This window comes from Cellulosimicrobium sp. SL-1 (assembly GCF_011033075.1).
GTDB lineage: Bacteria > Actinomycetota > Actinomycetes > Actinomycetales > Cellulomonadaceae > Cellulosimicrobium > Cellulosimicrobium funkei.
Map to the genome: position 1 here is coordinate 360,007 of NZ_JAACJC010000002.1, position 17,362 is coordinate 377,368.

The following is a 17,362-nucleotide window of genomic DNA, read 5'->3' on the forward strand; positions in this document are numbered from 1 at the left end:
ACGAGGCGCTCGACCGTCACGGAGCGCAAGGTCAGCGCGACCGGAGACGTCGAGCGCTGATCCGGAGTGCAGCGAAGGTCGGGAGCCCGGCACGCTTTTCGCCGGGCTCCCGGCCGTAGCGGAGCGCAGGACCAGCGCGACCGAAGAGTCGAGCGCTGAGCGCTGAGTAGGCAGCGGTAGAGCCCTGGTCGTCCGGCAGGAGGACCAGGGCTCTACCTCGCTCGGCCGGGTTCGTCGTCGGCCCCGACCAGCGCCGTCGGCCCCCGACCCGCCGCACGACGCCCCACGGGGGACAACCGCATGTCCGACCGCACGACGACGAACGTAGGGTGACCGCGTGGGTGTGATCTCCGAGCTGCGGGCGCTGCTGCGCCTGGACGGCTTCCGCAAGCTGTTCGCCGTCCGGCTCGTGTCGCAGGCCGGGGACGGCATGTTCCAGGTCGGCCTGGCGTCGCTCCTGTTCTTCTCCCCCGAGTCGCAGGGCACGGCGGCGGCCATCGCGGGCGCGTTCGCGGTGATGCTCGCGCCGTTCACGATCGTCGGCCCGTTCGCCGGGGTGTTCCTCGACCGGTGGCAGCGTCGTCAGGTCCTCGCGTGGGGCAACGCGGTGCGCGTCGTCATCACGCTCGGCATGGCGGTGCTCATGCTGACAGGCGGGGTGAGCGGCTGGATCTACGCGCTGGGCCTGGCCGCGCTGTCCGTGAACCGCTTCCTGCTCGCGGGGCTCTCGGCGGGCCTGCCGCGGGTCGTCGACGGCCCGCTGCTCCTCACGGCGAACTCCCTCACGCCGACGCTCGGCGCGGGTGCGGCGTTCGTCGGGGGCGGGATCGGCGTGGTGCTCGGGCTGGCGTTCGAGCCGGGCCGGGTCAAGGACTCGTCGGCGCTCGTGTGCGCGGCGCTGGTCTTCGGCGTCGCGTCGCTCCTGGCGCTGCGCCTCGGGCGCACGCAGCTCGGCCCGGAGCGCCCGGCGGAGTCCGCGATCCGCTCGGAGATCGCGCGGGTCGCGCGCGGTCTGGCCGACGGCGCCCGGTACCTCGTCGCGCGCCGCACGCCGGGGCAGGCGCTGCTCGCGATGGCGACGCACCGCTTCCTCTACGGCGTGGTGTTCATCGCGTCGATCCTCATCGCGCGCAACCTCCTGAGCCCCGGCGACCAGGACGCGGGCTTCGTGACGTTCGGGCTCGTCGTGGGGCTCACCGGCGTGGGGGGTGCCGCGGCGGCGGTCATCACCCCGTTCCTGTCGCGCCGCACCGGTCCCCAGGTGTGGATCGCGATCATGCTGCTGCTCGCGGCGGCGAGCCAGCTCCTGCTCGTCACGACGCCGTCGCGCGCGGTGGTGTTCACGGGCGCGACGCTGCTGGGCCTGGCCGCCCAGGGCACGAAGATCGCGGTGGACACGATCGTCCAGCGCGACACGGACGACGAGTTCCGCGGCCGCGCGTTCGCGTTCTACGACGTGCTCTACAACGCGGCGTTCGTGGGCGCGGCGGCCCTCGCGGCCTTCACCCTCCCGGACACGGGCTGGTCGCGCGGCGTGTTCGCCGTGCTGGCGGTGGCGTACTGCGTCGCCGCCCTGGTCCTGTGGACGCGGGGCGCTCGCACGCCGTCCGAGCCGGGCGACGCCGTCGTGCCCGACGCCGGGGCGTCCCCCCGCACGCCGCACGCCTGACGCGCCGTCCCCTCGACCGCCTGCGCGACGCGCGCGGGCCTCCTTCTGCCCTCGGCGTACCGATGAGTCCGGGGCGGAAAAGAGGTCGTCACCGTCGGCGGGAATAACGCAGGATGGTGAATGGTCGTACAGGGTACGGATCTCGCGGCGAGCGCCGCGCGGGCCGTCCCGGGTCGGGTCACCCTGCTCGTGGCCCCGCCGACCGAACCGACACCGTCGTCGCGTGCCCCCGCACGCGACCGTCGCGCTGCCCTGCAGCGCACCCTGCCCCCCGACCGGGTCCGACCCTGCGCCCGGGACGCCACCGACGCGAGCGGAGACACACCGTGACAGCCTCCCCCACCCACGACACCTCGGCCGCCGTCGACCGCCTCCCCCGGGCGGACTTCCTCGTCATCGCGCTGCTGCTCGGCTCGGCGTTCGTCGTGATCCTCAACGAGACGACGATGAGCGTGGCGCTCGCGCCGCTCATGGCGGACCTCGGGATCACCGCGAGCACGGGCCAGTGGCTCACGACGGCGTTCATGCTGACCATGGCCGTCGTCATCCCGGCGACCGGGTTCCTGCTCCAACGGCTCGGGACGCGCGGCGCCTACCTGCTCGCGATGTCGCTGTTCAGCGCGGGCACGCTGCTCGCCGCGCTCTCCCCCGGCTTCGCGTGGCTGCTCGTCGGGCGCGTCGTCCAGGCGTCGGGCACGGCCATCATGATGCCGCTGCTCATGACGACGATCATGACGCTCGTGCCGCCGGCCATCCGCGGCAAGGTCATGGGCAACATCTCGATCGTCATGGCCGCCGCGCCCGCGCTCGGTCCGTCGCTCTCGGGTCTCATCCTCAACTCCCTGAGCTGGCGGTGGGTCTTCGGCATCGTGCTGCCCATCGGCCTCGTCGCGCTCCTCCTCGGCTTCCTGTACATCCGGGACGTCGCAGACCGTACGCACTCGCGCCTCGACCCGTTCTCCCTCGTCCTCGCGGCGTTCGCGTTCGGCGGGCTCGTCTACGGGCTCTCGAGCATCGGGGAGGCCGCGCGCCACACGCCCGTCGTCCCGCCGGCCGTGCCGCTCGCTCTCGGCGTCCTCGCGCTCGCCGCGTTCGCGTGGCGGCAGATCGTCCTCCAGCGCGAGGACCGCGCCCTGCTCGACCTGCGCGTGTTCACGCACCGCGGGTTCAGCGTGCCGCTCGGCATCATGGCCGTCGGCATGGTCGCGATGTTCGGCTCGCTCATCCTCCTGCCGCTGTTCCTCCAGGACGCGATGGGCCTCGAGCCGCTCGCGACCGGGCTCATCGTGCTCCCGGGCGGGCTCCTCATGGGTCTGCTCGGCCCGACCGTCGGCCGGCTCTACGACCGGGTGGGACCGCGTCCGCTCGTCATCCCGGGCGTGAGCGTCGTCGCGGTGGCCCTCGCGGCCTTCACGACGATCCACGCCGACTCGTCGCCGTGGTTCGTCCTGGCGCTGCACGTCACGCTGAGCCTGGGCCTCGCGTTCATGTTCACGCCGCTGTTCACGTCGGCGCTCTCGTCGCTCGAGCCGCACCAGTACTCGCACGGCTCCGCGTCGATCGGCACGGTGCAGCAGCTCGCGGGTGCCGCGGGGACCGCGATGTTCGTCGCCGTCATGACGTCGCGCTCGATCGCGTACGGCGAGGCGGGCGCGTCGCCCCGGGTGGCGCTGGCCGAGGGCGTCGGCGACGCGTTCGTCTGGGGCACGGCGGTCATGCTGGTCGCCGTCGGCCTGTCGTTCCTCCTGCGCCGCAGCGCGCCGCCGGCGCACGGGCACGGCCCGGCGCAGCCCGGCACGCAGGACGCCCCGGTCGAGGACGCCCGCACCGGGGACTCCCGCGCCACGGACGCCCGCACCGCGGACGTGAAGGTCGAGGCCGCCCTGGCCACCGACGACGTCTGAGGCGACCGGCACGACGTCGCACCCGCGAGCACGGCGAGGGGTGCCGCTCTCATCAGCCCGAGAGCGGCACCCCTTCGGTGTCTTCGCTCCTTCTCACCCCCGAGGGCTCACCCGCGCGCCGGGGGTACGCCACGCTCAGGACGCCGACGACTCCGGCTGCTCGGCCCACCACCGCAGGAGGTCCGCGCGCGCCGTCTCCTCGTCGACGGGGCCCCGGTCGAGGCGCAGCTCCAGCAGGTGCTTGTACGCCTTCCCCACCACGGGCCCGGGGCGGATCCCGAGGATCTCCATGATCTGCTGCCCGTCGAGGTCGGGGCGGACGGCGTCGAGCTCCTCCTTCGCCTGGAGGTCGGCGATGCGGCGCTCCAGGTCGTCGTACGACTCGCGCAGCCGCTGGGCCTTGCGCCGGTTGCGGGTCGTGCAGTCGGCGCGCGTGAGGCGGTGCAGGCGCTCGAGCAGCGGGCCGGCGTCGGTCACGTAGCGGCGCACGGCCGAGTCGGTCCACGCGCCGTCGCCGTAGCCGTGGAACCGCAGGTGCAGCTCGACGAGGCGCGCGACGTCCTTGACCACCTGCTTGTCGTACCGCAGCGCCTTGAGGCGCTTGGCGACCATCTTGGCGCCGACGACCTCGTGGTGGTGGAAGCTCACGCCGCCCCCGGCCTCGAACCGGCGCGTGGGCGGCTTGCCGACGTCGTGCAGGAGCGCCGCGAGGCGGAGCACGAGGTCGGGCGAGGGGACGGCGCCGTCGGGCCCGGTCTCCTGCGCGATGGCCTGGTCGAGGACCGTGAGCGAGTGCTCGTACACGTCCTTGTGCCGGTGGTGCTCGTCGATCTCGAGCTTGAGCGCGGGCAGCTCGGGCAGCACGTGGTCGGCGAGGCCCGTGTCCACGAGGACCTCGAGCCCGCGCCGCGGCGCGGCGCCGCACAGCAGCTTCGACAGCTCGTCGCGCACGCGCTCGGCCGAGACGATCTCGATGCGCTCGGTCATGAGGACCAGCGCGGCGAGCGTCCCGCCGTCGACGTCGAACTCGAGCTGCGCGGCGAACCGCGCCGCGCGCATCATGCGCAGCGGGTCGTCGTCGAACGACTGCTCGGGGGCGATCGGGGTGCGCAGGACGCGGCGGGCGAGGTCGCCCAGGCCGTCGAACGGGTCGACGAACGTCATGTCCGGCACCCGCACGGCCATCGCGTTGACGGTGAAGTCGCGGCGCGACAGGTCGCCCTCGAGCGTGTCGCCGAACGCGACGACGGGCTTGCGTGACGTCGGGTCGTACTCGTCCGTCCGGTACGTCGTCACCTCGACGACGAGGTCGTCACCGGGGCCGCTGCGCCCGAAGCGCTTCGCGCCGATCGTGCCGAACTCCTTGCCGATGTCCCAGTGCGCGTCGCCCCACCGCGCGAGGATCGCCTCGGTCTCGTCGGGCGACGCGGAGGTGGCGAAGTCGAGGTCGTTGCTCGCCCGCCCGAGGAACGCGTCGCGGACCGGTCCCCCGACGAGCGCGAGCTCGTGGCCCGCGGCCCGGAACGCCTCGCCGAGCTCGATCGCCGCGGGCGCCATCTCGGTGAGCACCGCGAGGGCGCGGCGCTGCAGCTCGAGCGCGTGCGGTGTCGCGGGCGGTGTCGGCTGGGGCGACGGCGAGGGGGACGAAGGCTGGGGCACGACACCCAAGCCTGCCAGATGCGGCGCCCGCGCCGGGGAGCCGGTCCCGGGGAGGTGGGTGCCCACTCGGTAAAGTTGAACCCATGTCCACCCCCGCGCACGCCGACGACCCCCGGAGGGATCCGGCGGGCGGGCGTGGCGACGGCCGCGGCCAGCCCGCCCCCGTCCCGGCCCCGCCGGGCGGCCACGCCCTCCGCATCGACCCGCGCTCGCGACCGGGCCCCGCGCCGGCGCCGCTCCCGGTCGTCGACGAGGTCTCCGCGGGCGGCCTCGTCATCACCGTCGCCGGTGGCTACCCGTGCGCGGCGATCATCGCGCGGCGCAACCGCGGGGGCCGCCTGGAGTGGTGCCTGCCGAAGGGCCACCTCGAGGGCGACGAGACGCCCGAGCAGGCGGCCGTCCGCGAGATCGCGGAGGAGACGGGCATCCGCGGCGCGGTGCAGGAGCCCCTCGGCGTCATCGACTACTGGTTCACGGGCGACGACCGGCGCGTGCACAAGGTCGTCCACCACTTCCTGCTCCGCGCGACGGGCGGGCACCTCACGGTCGAGGGCGACCCGGACGGCGAGGCCGAGGACGTCGCCTGGATCCCGGTCGTGGACCTTCCGGCCCGGCTGGCGTACCCGAACGAGCGGCGCATCGCCGTCGTCGCGCAGGGCGTCCTCGAGGGCCGTCGCACGCGGTTCCACGGGGTGGTCGAGAGTAGGGTGACCCGGACGATCGTCCGCCCGCACGGCCACCCGCACGACGGCCGCGGCGGCCCGGCACCGCCCGCCCCACGGAGCTCGACCGACCACTCATGACGCCCTCCTCCCGCAGCGGTGCGCGCCCCCCCGGCGCCGCGCCGGCCTCGCTCCGCGGTCCGACCGCACGGCTGCTCGTCACCCTGCTCCTGGTGCTGGTCGTCGCGGCCGGCGTCCTGCTCGGCGGCACGACGGCGGCCCCGCCCGCCGCGGCCGACACCGTCCCGGAGGGCGAGGACGCGGTGACGCTCGAGCTCACGTCGTTCGCACCGACCGTCCTCGCGCCGGACAGCACCCTCACCGTCACCGCGCGCGTGACGAACGGGACGGAGCAGACGCTCGGCTCGCCCACCGTGACCCTCGGCGTCGACCGCCGCGCGCTGGGCACGCGGTCCGCGCTCGAGAGCTGGACGACGACCGGTCTCGACGGGCGTGTCGGCGCCACCGTCGCCGCCGAGGACGTCGGGCGGCCGCTCGCGCCCGGGGAGAGCGCCGACGTGACGCTCTCCGCGTCGGCCGCCGAGCTCGGCCTCGGCACGGGCAACGACCCGGGCCCGCGCGGCCTGGCGGTCGCCGTGTCCGACGGCGGTACGCGCCTCGCCGTGCAGCGCACGTTCGCGCTCCGGGCCCCGGCGGACGACGTGTCTCCCGTGCGGCTCAGCGTGGTCGCGGCGGTGACGGGCCCCCCGGTCGACCCCGACCCGGTCGCGTACGACGACGCGCTCTCGGCCGCGGTCGCGAGCGAGGGACGGCTCGGCCGCCTGCTCGCCGCGACGGGCGGGACGTCCGACGTGGGCTGGGTCGCCGACCCGGCGCTGCTCGCGGCCGCTGCCGTCGCCGCCGACCCGGCGGTGAACGCCTGGGCGGACGCCGTGAGCGGGGCGACCGCCGGGCGCTCCACGTTCGCGCTGCGCGCCTACGACCCGGACGTCGCGGCGTTCGCGCACGCGGGCCTCGCGCTGCCCGAGGGGACGCCGCTGCCGTCGTCGGGCACCTCGTCCGACCCGGCGTCGGGCACGGCGGCCGACAACACGGCCGACGGCACGACCGACGGCGACGACAACGCCGCGGACACGGGGACCCCCGCGCCCCCGGACCCGACGAACGGGTGGCGCACCGACCTCGCCTGGCCGGCCGACGCCGTCCCCGACCTCGCGACCACGACGCTCGCCGTCGCGTCGGGAGCGACCGCGACGGTCGTCGGTCCGGGCGGCCTCGCGCCGGCCGACTCGCTCACGTACACGCCCTCGGGCGTCGCGACGGTGACGACGTCCGCGGGACCGGCCACGGCGCTCGTCGCCGACCCGGTGCTCACCGCGCTGCTCTCCGCCGGCGACGGCTCCGGCGTCTCCGCGACGCAGCGCCTGCTCGCCGAGACGGCCGTGATCGCGCGCGAGCGCCCCGCCGACCAGCGGCACGTCCTCGCGGCCCTGCCCCGGTCGTGGGAGCCCGAGCCCGGCCTGTTCACGGCGCGGCTCGACGCGCTGCGCGATTCCGGCTGGGTCGACCTCGCACCCGTGGACCAGCTCCTCGCGGTCGAGCCGCCCGCCGTCGACCGCGCGTCGCTGCCCGAGGACGCGCCCGCCGACGGCGAGATCGGTGCCGCCGAGCTCCGGTCCCTCGACCGGTCGCGCGCGGAGCTCGCCGCGTTCGCGACGGTCGCGGCGGACCCGACGGCACTCATGCGCCCGCTCGAGCCGGCGTTCGTCACGCCGACGGCCGTCGCCTACCGCGCGGCGCCGCCGTCGCGCACGCTCGCCGTCCAGCAGGCCGAGCAGCGGTCCGCCGCGGTGCGGGGCGGGCTCTCGGTGGAGACGCGCTCGTCGTTCTTCTTCGTCGCCGAGCAGGAGGACCTGCCGGTCCGGGTGCGCAGCACCCTCACGCAGGACGCGACGGTCCAGGTCGTCCTCCGGCCGGACGACCCCCGCCTGCGGGCCCCGGAGCGCACGACGGTGACGATCCCGGCGGCGACGCGCGACGCGGACGGCGACCTCGTCCCGACCGAGGCGAGCGTCGGGGTGCCGGTCGAGGGCTTCGGGAGCGGCAACGTCACCGTCGAGGTGGAGCTCGTCAGCGCCGCGCAGCCCCAGGTCCGGGTCGCGGAGCCGCAGCAGTTCGTGGTCCGGGTGCGGGCCGACTGGGAGTCCGTCGGCACGGTCGTCGTCGCCGTCCTGCTCGTCATCGCCCTGTTCGCCGGCATCTGGCGCACCGTGCGTCGTGGTCGCTCGCCCCGCCGTCTGGCCGGCGCCACGCTCGACCAGCCGTCGCCGCAGGACCCGCCGGCCGCGGCGCCGAGCGGGCCCGACGGACCGCCCCGCCGCGACGAGGAGCGCGTCGAGTGAGCCCCGGACAGCCGCGGCACGTCCGTCCCGCGGGTGCCGGGCGAGGTTCTCGCCCGGGGACGACGCGCGACGCCGTCCCCAGGATCGAAGGCGCGCTCCCGGGCGACCCCGCGGCGTCGGGCACCCCCGACGAGACCGCGGAGGCGGGCGCCACCGAGGCCCCGGCACCCCGTACGGGGAGTCTCGGCCGGTCGTCGGCGCTCATGGCGTCCGGCACCTTCGTCTCACGCGGCCTGGGCCTCGTGCGCAACGTGCTGCTGGTCGCCGCGATCGGCACGACGGGCCTCGTGGCGGACGCGTTCGACGTCGCGAACAAGATCCCCAACGTCCTCTTCGCGATCCTCGCGGGCGGCGTGCTCAACGCCGTCCTCGTCCCGCAGATCGTGCGCGCCTACCGCGCGCGCAACACGCAGGAACGGCTCGACAAGCTGCTCACGCTCTCGGGCGTGATCCTGCTGGCGCTGTCCGCGCTGCTCACGGCCGGTTCGAGCATCCTCGTCGCGCTGTACACGGGGCCGGGCTGGACGGCGCCGCAGACGTCGCTCGCCGTCGCGTTCGCGTTCTGGTGCACGCCCCAGCTCTTCTTCTACGGCCTGTACACGCTGCTCGGGCAGGTCCTCAACGCGCGGGGGCAGTTCGGCCCGTTCATGTGGGCGCCCGTGCTCAACAACGTCGTGTCGATCGCCGGGTTCGCGGCGTTCATCGCGCTGTACGGCCCCGCGGCGACCGGGAACGTCGACGACCTCACGCAGTGGGACGGGACCAAGATCGCGCTCCTCGCAGGCACCGCGACGCTCGGCGTCGCCGCCCAGGCGCTCATCCTCGTCGTGCCGCTGTGGCGCGCGGGCTTCCGCTGGCACCTGCGGTTCGGCCTCCACGGCATCGGCCTGCGGTCCGCGGGCCAGGTGGCCCTGTGGACCTTCGCCGCCGTCCTCCTGGAGCAGGTCGGCGTCCTGTTCACGACGCGCTTCGCGAGCGAGGCGCCCCGTGCGGCGCTCGCGCAGACCTTCGGGGCCTACCGCGACGACCCCGGGACCCTGGGCGCCGTCACCGGGCTCGTGACGGGCGCCCCCGACGCCTTCTCGGGCGCGCTCGCCGTGGCGGGCAACGCGGCCTACACGCAGGCGCTGATGATCTACCTCCTGCCGCACTCCCTCGTGACCGTCTCCATCGCGACGGCGCTGTTCACGGGCATGAGCGCGGCCGCCCACGCGGGCGACCTCGCGCGCGTGCGGCACGACCTCTCGCGCGGCGTCCGCACCGTGGGGGTGTTCACGGTGTTCGCGACGGCGGTCCTCGTCGTCCTCGCCCTGCCCGTCACCAAGCTGCTCGTGCCCTCGGTGGACGCCGCCTCGGGCGAGGCCGTGTCCATGGTGCTGCGCGCGATGGCGCTCGGGCTCGTGCCGCTCGGCGGCATGGTCCTCATGAAGTGGGTCTACTACGCGTTCGAGGACGGGCGCACGGTCTTCTGGATCCAGGTGCCGGGCACGCTCGTGCTCGTCGGCGTGTCGTGGCTCGGCACGCAGGTCCTCCCGCCCCAGCTGTGGGTCGTGGGCATCGGCCTGGCGATGAGCCTGTCCAACCTCGTGGCGGTCGGGCTGCGCACCGTCGGCCTGCGGCGCACCCTCCACGGGCTCGACGGTGCACGGATCCTCCGCCTGCACGTCAAGGCCGGCCTCGCCGCGCTCGTGAGCGCCGTCGCCGGGTGGGGCGTGCTGCGGGCCTTCGTCATGCTCTCGGGCGACCCCGCCGACGGGATCTACGGGCTCTCGTGGTGGCAGTCGGTCGTCGTCGTGGCGGTCGGCGGCACCGTGATGGGCCTCGTCTACGCGGGCGGCCTCAAGCTCATGCGCGTGCGGGAGCTCGACCAGCTCGCGGGACCGCTCGTGGGCCGCGTCAGACGCCTCGTCCGCCGGTGACGCGACACGTCTGACGTGCGGGTATCCGGTGATACGGGGGCAATCCGGGCCCGCGTACCATGGGGTCTCGACCACGAGTCCCACACGGAGGAGGTCCGGTGAACGGCGTGGCCCCAGGAACGTTGCTCGTCGCGCGCTACCGGCTCGACGAGCAGCTCGCGTCCGACCTGTCGGACGTCACGGCATGGTCGGCCCACGACCAGATCCTCGACCGACCGGTGCGGCTCTCGGTCGTCACCGGCGCGCACGTCGCCGAGGCGCTCGACTCCGCACGACGCGCGGCGCTCGTCGTCGACCCGCGCCTCACGCGGGTGCTCGACGTCGGGTCCGAGGACGGCGTGGCGTACGTCGTGACCGAGCGCTACACGGGCATCACGCTGAGCGAGGTCGTCGCCGGCGGGATCGTCGACCCGCAGCAGGCGCGCGCCATCGTCGGCGAGGCTGCCGCAGCGCTCGAGGTCGCCCGGCGCCGCGGTGTCCACCATCTCGCGCTGCGCCCGGACGCGGTGCGCGTCGACGGCGGCCGCGTGCTCGTCACGGGCCTCGGGCTCGACGCGGGCGTGGCCGGCCACGACCAGCACGACGCCGAGCAGACCTCGCGCGCGGACGCCGTCGGGCTCGTCGCGCTCCTCTACTACGCGATGACGGCCCGCTGGGCCGGGCCGTCCCTCGACGCCCCCTGGATCGCCGCGGACTCCATCCACCCGCTGCCCGCGCAGCGCGCGGGCGACAGCGTGCTCGCCCTCTCGGACGTCCGTCCCGACGTCCCCGCCGAGCTCGACGAGCTGTGCGCCGAGACCTTCGCCGGCACCCACGGCACCGCGGCGGAGTGGACCGCGACGCCCCGGGGAGAGGGCCCGCGCTCGCCCGCCGACGTCGTGGGTGCGGTCGAGCCCTGGGGCGAGGTCTCCGTCGTCGCGGCGCTGCCCGCGTTCGTGCAGCCCGCCGCCGGTGTGAGCCGCCAGTCGGTGCGGACGGCGTTCGACGGCGCGGCCAGCGCGCCGCCCGGGACGCCGCCGCCCGCGCCGCCCGTCCGCCGTCCGACGACCGGACGCATCCACCGTGTCGGCGCGGTGCCGGGGTCGGCCGGTGCGGGCGCGGGGGCTGCGTACGCCGCCGGGGCGGCGACCGGGGCCACCGCCGCCGTGCCGCCGCCCACCGCCGAGGCGTACTCGGTCCCGCCGCCGCCCGTCGGCTACGACGCGGGCACCGTTCCCCTGCCGTACGACCCGGCGTCCGCGCCGCCCCCGCCCGCAGGTCCCGACGCCGCGCAAGCGTGGAGCGAGCCCGTCCCGTCGCGGCGCGGGCCGCGACGGTTCAACGCGACCCCCATCGTCCTCGTGCTCGTGCTGGCCCTCGTCGTCGGCGGTGTCGTCTGGGCCGTCAACACGGCATTCGACGGCTTCGGCCCCGCCGTGCAGACCAACGAGCCCACCGCGGGCGGGTCGGAGGCGCCGGCCGAGGGCGGTGAGGGCACGGGCTCCGCGGGCGAGGAGGCACCGCCCGCGCCCGAGGTCCGCCCGATGATCGCGTCCGGCACCGCGCTCGATCCCGAGGGCGACGCCGCCGGCAACAACGACGGCGAGCACCCCGAGCTGGCGTCGCTGGCCTACGACCAGCAGCCGGACACGACGTGGATCTCGCGGCGCTACAACGCGGCAGACTTCGCCGGGCTGCGCTCGGGGATCGGTTTCGCCGTCACCCTGGAGGAGAAGGCTCCCGTCTCGTCGATCGTCATCGACACCGCGACGAACGGCGGCAACGTCGAGATCCGCGCGACGAGCCCGGACACCCCCACCGAGGGCACGGTGCTCGCCTCCGGGCCGCTCTCCCCCGGTGCGACGTTCACGTTCGAGCAGCCGGTCGAGGCCGAGTCCATCGTCCTGTGGTTCACCGAGCTGCCGCAGAACCCGGCCGGCGAGTACCGCGCGGAGATCAACGAGATCCTCGTCTCCTGACGTCGTGGGGGCCCCGACGCCGGGTCCCCCACGGCCCGCGACGTTGCTTGCCGCTGTGCTCGTGCCCGCGGTGCGGTGCTCGTCGCGGACACGTGCGACGTCGCCGGCCGCCCGTCGCTCTGCCGACACGGGGCCGTGGAGCGCCCGCCCACGGCACCGTGTCGGCGGGCACGGCCGCGGGCCGGCGCCGGGACCATCGCCGCGGCGAGCCGGGTGCCGGTCGGTTCGCACCCACGGTGAGCCGAGCACCCGCCAGCCCGCGAACCCCCGTACCGTGGAACAGAAGCCGCCCCGGCGGCGTTCACACTCTCGCGTGGTCGGCCGCCACGCACCGAGCATCCGAGGAGCAGCACGTGACCGAGCAGTCAGCCGTCCAGAACCTGATCATCGTCGGGTCCGGTCCCGCCGGGTACACCGCGGCGATCTACGCGGCGCGCGCGGGACTGTCCCCGCTGGTGCTCGCGGGGTCGGTCACCGCCGGCGGTGCGCTGATGAACACGACCGAGGTCGAGAACTTCCCCGGGTTCCCCGACGGGATCATGGGCCCCGAGCTCATGGACCACATGCAGAAGCAGGCCGAGCGGTTCGGCGCGCGCATCGAGTGGGACGACGCCACGCTGCTCGACCTCCAGGGGCCGGTCAAGACCGTCGTGACGGGCAACGGCGACACCTACCGCGCCCGCGCCGTCATCCTCGCGACCGGGTCCGCTTACCGCGAGCTCGGCCTGGACGACGAGAAGCGCCTGTCCGGCCGCGGCGTGTCCTGGTGCGCGACGTGCGACGGCTTCTTCTTCCGCGACCAGCACATCGCGGTCGTCGGCGGGGGCGACTCGGCGATGGAGGAGGCCACATTCCTCACCCGGTTCGCCGAGAAGGTGACGCTGGTGCACCGTCGTGACGAGCTGCGGGCGTCGAAGATCATGGCCGACCGCGCGCTCAACGACCCGAAGATCGAGTTCGCCTGGAACAGCGAGGTCGCGGGGATCGAGGGCGACAAGAAGGTCGAGGGCGTGACGCTGCGCGACACCGTGACCGGCGAGGAGCGCGAGCTCCCCGCGACGGGACTGTTCGTCGCGATCGGCCACGAGCCCCGCACCGAGCTCGTCAAGGGTCAGATCGACCTGGACGACGAGGGCTACATCCAGGTCGTCGGGCGCACCACCGCGACCAACCTCGAGGGCGTGTTCGCGTGCGGCGACGCCGTCGACCACACCTACCGCCAGGCCATCACCGCCGCCGGCTCGGGGTGCTCCGCCGCCCTCGACGCGCAGCGCTACCTCACCGAGCTCGCGGACGCGGCGGGGCTCGCGGACCTCGCCGGCACCCCGCAGACGCCGAACCCCGACGAGCTGCCCGAGGCGCTCGCCGAGCTCCAGGCCTGACCCCGCACCGCAGCCACCGACGACCCCAGGAGGTTCACCATGTCGACCGTCCCCGTCACCGACGCCACCTTCCGCGCGGAGGTCCTCGAGTCCGACGTCCCCGTCCTCGTCGACTTCTGGGCGACCTGGTGCGGCCCGTGCCGCCAGGTCGCGCCGATCCTCGAGGAGCTCGCCGAGGAGTACGACGGCAAGATCAAGATCGCCAAGCTCGACACCGACGCGAACCCGGAGACGACCGCCGCCTACGGCATCGTGTCGATCCCGACGCTCAACGTCTACGTCGGCGGCGAGCTGCAGAAGTCGATCATCGGTGCGCGCCCCAAGCGTGCGCTCACGGAGGAGATCGACGCGGTCCTCGCCACGACCGTCTGAGCCGTCGCTTCCGCGACCGCTCGGCACTCGGAGCTCGGACCGGGAGCGACGTCGGACCATGCACGCCGGAGGGCGGGCCACCAGCACGGTGGTCCGCCCTCCGGCGTCTTCACGCGATCCCCCGATCCTCCGTGCCACACTGGGGATCGTGACTGGACCGACGACTCCCTCGCAGCAGCCCGCTCCCAGCGGCACCCGCCTCGACCCGTGGTTCGGTGCCTACGCAGAGCGAGCGCACGGGATGCGAGCGTCGGAGATCCGAGCGCTGTTCTCGGTCGCGAACCGGCCCGAGGTCGTGTCGCTCGCCGGCGGGATGCCGTACCTCGAAGGCCTCCCTCTCGACCAGATCGCCGACACCATGCAGCGCCTCGTCGCGACGCGCGGTGCCACGGCGCTGCAGTACGGCTCCGGCCAGGGCGACGAGACCCTGCGTGAGCGGATCCTCGACGTGGTGCGGATGGAAGGCATCGAGTGCCACCCCGACGACGTCGTCGTGACGACCGGCTCGCAGCAGGCGCTCGACCTCGTCACGCGGATCTTCGTCGACCCGGGCGACGTGGTCGTCGCGGAGGCGCCGAGCTACGTCGGGGCGCTGGGCGTGTTCCGGTCGTACCAGGCCGACGTCGTGCACGTGCCCCTCGACGAGCACGGGCTCGTCCCGGAGGCGCTGGAGGAGACGCTCGCGCGCCTCGCCGCCGACGGGCGTCGCGTCAAGCTGCTCTACACCGTCCCGAACTTCCACAACCCCGCCGGCGTGACCCTCACCGCCGAGCGCCGCCCGCGCATCCTCGAGATCGCGCAGCGGTACGGCGTCCTCGTCATCGAGGACAACCCCTACGGGCTCCTCGGCTTCGACGGCCAGACGCTCCCCGCGCTGCGGTCGCTCGACGAGGACGGCGTCCTCTACCTCGGGTCGTTCTCGAAGACCTTCGCCCCGGGATACCGCGTCGGCTGGGTCGTCGCACCGCACGCCGTCCGCGAGAAGCTCGTTCTCGCGAGCGAGTCCGCGATCCTGTGCCCGTCGAACGCGTCGCAGCTCGCCATCGCCGCCTATCTCGACACGTGCGACTGGAAGGGCCAGATCAAGCAGTTCCGTGAGCTCTACCGTGAGCGTCGCGACGCCATGATCGGCGCCCTCGCCGAGCACCTCCCCTCGGCGCGCTGGACGGTGCCCGACGGCGGCTTCTACACCTGGGTCCAGCTCCCCGACGGGCTCGACGCGCGGTCCATGCTCCCCCGCGCGGTCACCGCGCGCGTCGCCTACGTGCCCGGGACCGCGTTCTACGCCGACGGCACGGGCGCGAGCCACGTGCGCCTCTCCTACTGCTTCCCGACCCCGGAGCGGATCCGCGAGGGTGTCCGTCGCCTCGCGGGCGTCGTGAACGCCGAGCAGGAGCTCGTCGAGATCTTCGGCACCAACGCCGAGCTCGACCCCGACGTCACGGACGTCGAGAACCCCTCGCCGAACCTGGCCTGAAGCCCCTCACCACACGACGCCGCGGCCGCCCCACCGGGCGGCCGCGGCACCGAACAGGAGTCCGTCACCAGTGGACACGACCACGGGCAGCCCCACGACGAGCGGCGTCGCCGACAGCACGACCTCGACGGACGCGCAGCGCCCTGACCAGCACCTTCACCTTCTTCGGCCCGACGACGACGTCCCCCCGGGCGGGCACGTCGCCATCCTCGCCGGCGGCCTCTCGCACGAGCGCGACGTCTCGCTCCGCTCCGGGCGCCGTGTCGCGGAGAGCCTCCGCGCCGCCGGTCTCGAGGTGACCGTGCACGACGTCGACGCCGACCTCCTCCCCTTCCTCGAGTCCGCGCGACCCGACGTCGTCTGGCCGCTCCTCCACGGTGCCAGCGGAGAGGACGGTTCCATCCGCGACGTCCTCGAGCTCGTCGGCGTGCCCTACGTCGGAACCGGTCCGCGTGAGAGCCGTGCAGCCTGGAGCAAGCCCGTCGCGAAGAACGTCGTCCTCGGCGCCGGCCTGTGCACCCCGGAGTACGTCACTCTCCCCCAGAGCCTGTTCCGCGAGCTCGGCGCCCAGCCCGTGCTTGACGCGGTCGTCGCACGCCTCGGGCTGCCGCTCGTCGTGAAGCCGACGCACGGCGGGTCCGCGCTCGGCGTCACGCTCGTCGAGCGAGCCGACCAGCTTCCTCGCGCCATGGTCGACTGCTTCGCGTACGGAGAGGTCGCACTCATCGAGCAGGCCGTCCGCGGTGTCGAGCTGGCCGTGAGCGTCGTCGACCTGGGCCGCGGTCCGGAGGCCCTGCCGCCGGTCGAGATCGTGACGACGGGTCCGTACGACTTCGACGCACGCTACAACCCCGGCCGCACCGAGTACTTCGCACCGGCGCGGCTCGACGACGACGTCCTCGGCGTCGTCCGCGAGGTCGCCGTTCGAGCCCACTCCGCGCTCGGTCTCCGCGACCTCTCCCGGACGGACGTCATCCTCGACGCTGACGGGGTCGTGCAGTTCCTCGAGGTCAACGTCGCGCCGGGGATGACCGAGACGTCCCTCCTCCCCCAGGCGGCACGCGCTGCCGGACTCGATCTCGGGCACCTCTACCGGTCTCTCGTCAACGCGCACGTGCGGCACTGATCCCTCCTCCGCCTGGCTGACCGGCGTCGCTGTTTCACGTGAAACGGCGGCGCCGTTCGTTTTCGGCCCACTCCGGGGGGTTCGTTCTCGGCCCACTCCGGTGGCACTGGTGAGCGAGAGACACGGCGATGCCATGGTCTGCCGCGACGGAGTTGGCGGTGTGGTGGCCTGACGGGATAGCACCGACTGATGCGACCCATCCCGACCGTGGCGCGGATGCTCGTTCCCGGCCCGACCCACGTTCCCGTCATGATCTCGAACGGTGCACCTTCGCGCCCCACCCACAGGGTGGCTCAGGATCGCCGACAGGAGCGTCGTTTCACGTGAAACACGCCTGATGGGACCGGCCGACTTCGCGCGGGGCCACTCTCCGGGCGAACGGCCCCGCGTCGTGAACGCGCAGTCCCCGGCCGGCGTCCCGGGTCCGCGCCCATGGACTGGGCGACGCACGGCGTCGCGCTCGCGAAGCGCGTAGACGTCTGGTTCGCGTGGACGCACCCGTGCTGACTCATTCTCCGAAGGCGGAGAGCTTTCCCACCCACGCGACGCGCACGGTGCAGCAGAGCCACGGAGGCGAAGGTCTCGGGTGGACGGGGGTTCGCCCGTACCGATGTGTGATGGCACTGCCCGCCCACGACTGCCGCGGGGCCAGGATGGTCGCGAGGGGGAACAGCGAGCCTCACGCGGCGGGCGTCCCGAACGGCACTCCTGACCTCCCCTGTATCCAGGTCCACTCCTGGTGGTCCTGGCGGCGCATCACGGGAGCCCCTCCCCTCCCCCGGTGCCGGGCTGTAGCCTCCAAAGCCCCGCC

Annotated in this window: 10 protein-coding genes and 1 pseudogene; 10 read left to right on the top strand and 1 reads right to left on the bottom strand. The window is 74.3% G+C overall.

Features of this window, described 5'->3' with window-relative positions; translation table 11 throughout:
- Positions 1–337 precede the first annotated feature (337 nt).
- Together GWJ10_RS04205 and GWJ10_RS04210 are read left to right on the top strand one after the other, a co-directional pair.
- Positions 338–1,669, top strand: coding sequence for an MFS transporter (locus GWJ10_RS04205; protein WP_061268288.1), 1,332 nt, complete (start codon positions 338–340; stop codon positions 1,667–1,669).
- 326 nt (positions 1,670–1,995) lie between these two features.
- Positions 1,996–3,573, top strand: a complete 1,578-nt coding sequence (locus GWJ10_RS04210; protein ID WP_232322668.1) for an MDR family MFS transporter — start codon at positions 1,996–1,998, stop codon at positions 3,571–3,573.
- 135 nt (positions 3,574–3,708) lie between these two features.
- On the opposite strand, the gene GWJ10_RS04215 is transcribed toward GWJ10_RS04210, so the two are convergent.
- Positions 3,709–5,163: a CCA tRNA nucleotidyltransferase gene (locus GWJ10_RS04215; RefSeq protein WP_277394939.1), complete on the bottom strand. Its 1,455-nt coding sequence runs from the start codon at positions 5,161–5,163 to the stop codon at positions 3,709–3,711.
- 152 nt (positions 5,164–5,315) lie between these two features.
- Here GWJ10_RS04215 and GWJ10_RS04220 point away from each other — a divergent pair.
- The 8 genes and pseudogenes from GWJ10_RS04220 to GWJ10_RS04255 all read left to right on the top strand — a co-directional run.
- A pseudogene (locus GWJ10_RS04220) lies at positions 5,316–5,897 on the top strand (NUDIX hydrolase); the annotation flags it as partial.
- A 134-nt stretch (positions 5,898–6,031) separates the two neighbouring features.
- Entirely contained in the window at positions 6,032–8,317 is a 2,286-nt protein-coding gene (locus tag GWJ10_RS04225; protein WP_163185418.1) for a DUF6049 family protein, read from the top strand.
- Complete coding sequence (murJ, locus tag GWJ10_RS04230; protein WP_346773820.1) at positions 8,314–10,236, top strand: murein biosynthesis integral membrane protein MurJ; 1,923 nt, start codon at positions 8,314–8,316, stop codon at positions 10,234–10,236. The genes GWJ10_RS04225 and murJ overlap by 4 nt, the downstream gene beginning before the upstream one ends.
- Before the next feature lie 98 nt (positions 10,237–10,334).
- Positions 10,335–12,194: a protein kinase family protein gene (locus GWJ10_RS04235; protein WP_241005658.1), complete on the top strand. Its 1,860-nt coding sequence runs from the start codon at positions 10,335–10,337 to the stop codon at positions 12,192–12,194.
- A 353-nt stretch (positions 12,195–12,547) separates the two neighbouring features.
- On the top strand, positions 12,548–13,576 hold the full coding sequence (trxB, locus tag GWJ10_RS04240) for a thioredoxin-disulfide reductase (RefSeq protein WP_021479913.1): 1,029 nt from the start codon (positions 12,548–12,550) through the stop codon (positions 13,574–13,576).
- A 39-nt stretch (positions 13,577–13,615) separates the two neighbouring features.
- The gene (gene trxA / locus GWJ10_RS04245; protein WP_021479912.1) at positions 13,616–13,948 is read left to right on the top strand and encodes a thioredoxin; all 333 of its coding nucleotides are present in this window, start codon (positions 13,616–13,618) and stop codon (positions 13,946–13,948) included.
- Between the two features lie 148 nt (positions 13,949–14,096).
- Positions 14,097–15,425 carry a PLP-dependent aminotransferase family protein gene (locus tag GWJ10_RS04250; protein ID WP_061268283.1) on the top strand — a complete coding sequence of 443 codons (1,329 nt, stop codon included), beginning with the start codon at positions 14,097–14,099 and terminating at the stop codon, positions 15,423–15,425.
- Positions 15,426–15,630: 205 nt separating this feature from the next.
- Positions 15,631–16,551, top strand: coding sequence for a D-alanine--D-alanine ligase (locus GWJ10_RS04255; RefSeq protein ID WP_076404571.1), 921 nt, complete (start codon positions 15,631–15,633; stop codon positions 16,549–16,551).
- The last annotated feature ends 811 nt before the right edge of the window (positions 16,552–17,362 follow it).

Bases quoted from the DNA above. Each gene is read 5' to 3' on its own strand.
- GWJ10_RS04225 (WP_163185418.1), top strand. From the start codon at position 6,032: ATGACGCCCTCCTCCCGCAGCGGTGCGCGCCCCCCCGGCGCCGCGCCG.
- trxA (WP_021479912.1), top strand. From the start codon at position 13,616: ATGTCGACCGTCCCCGTCACCGACGCCACCTTCCGCGCGGAGGTCCTC.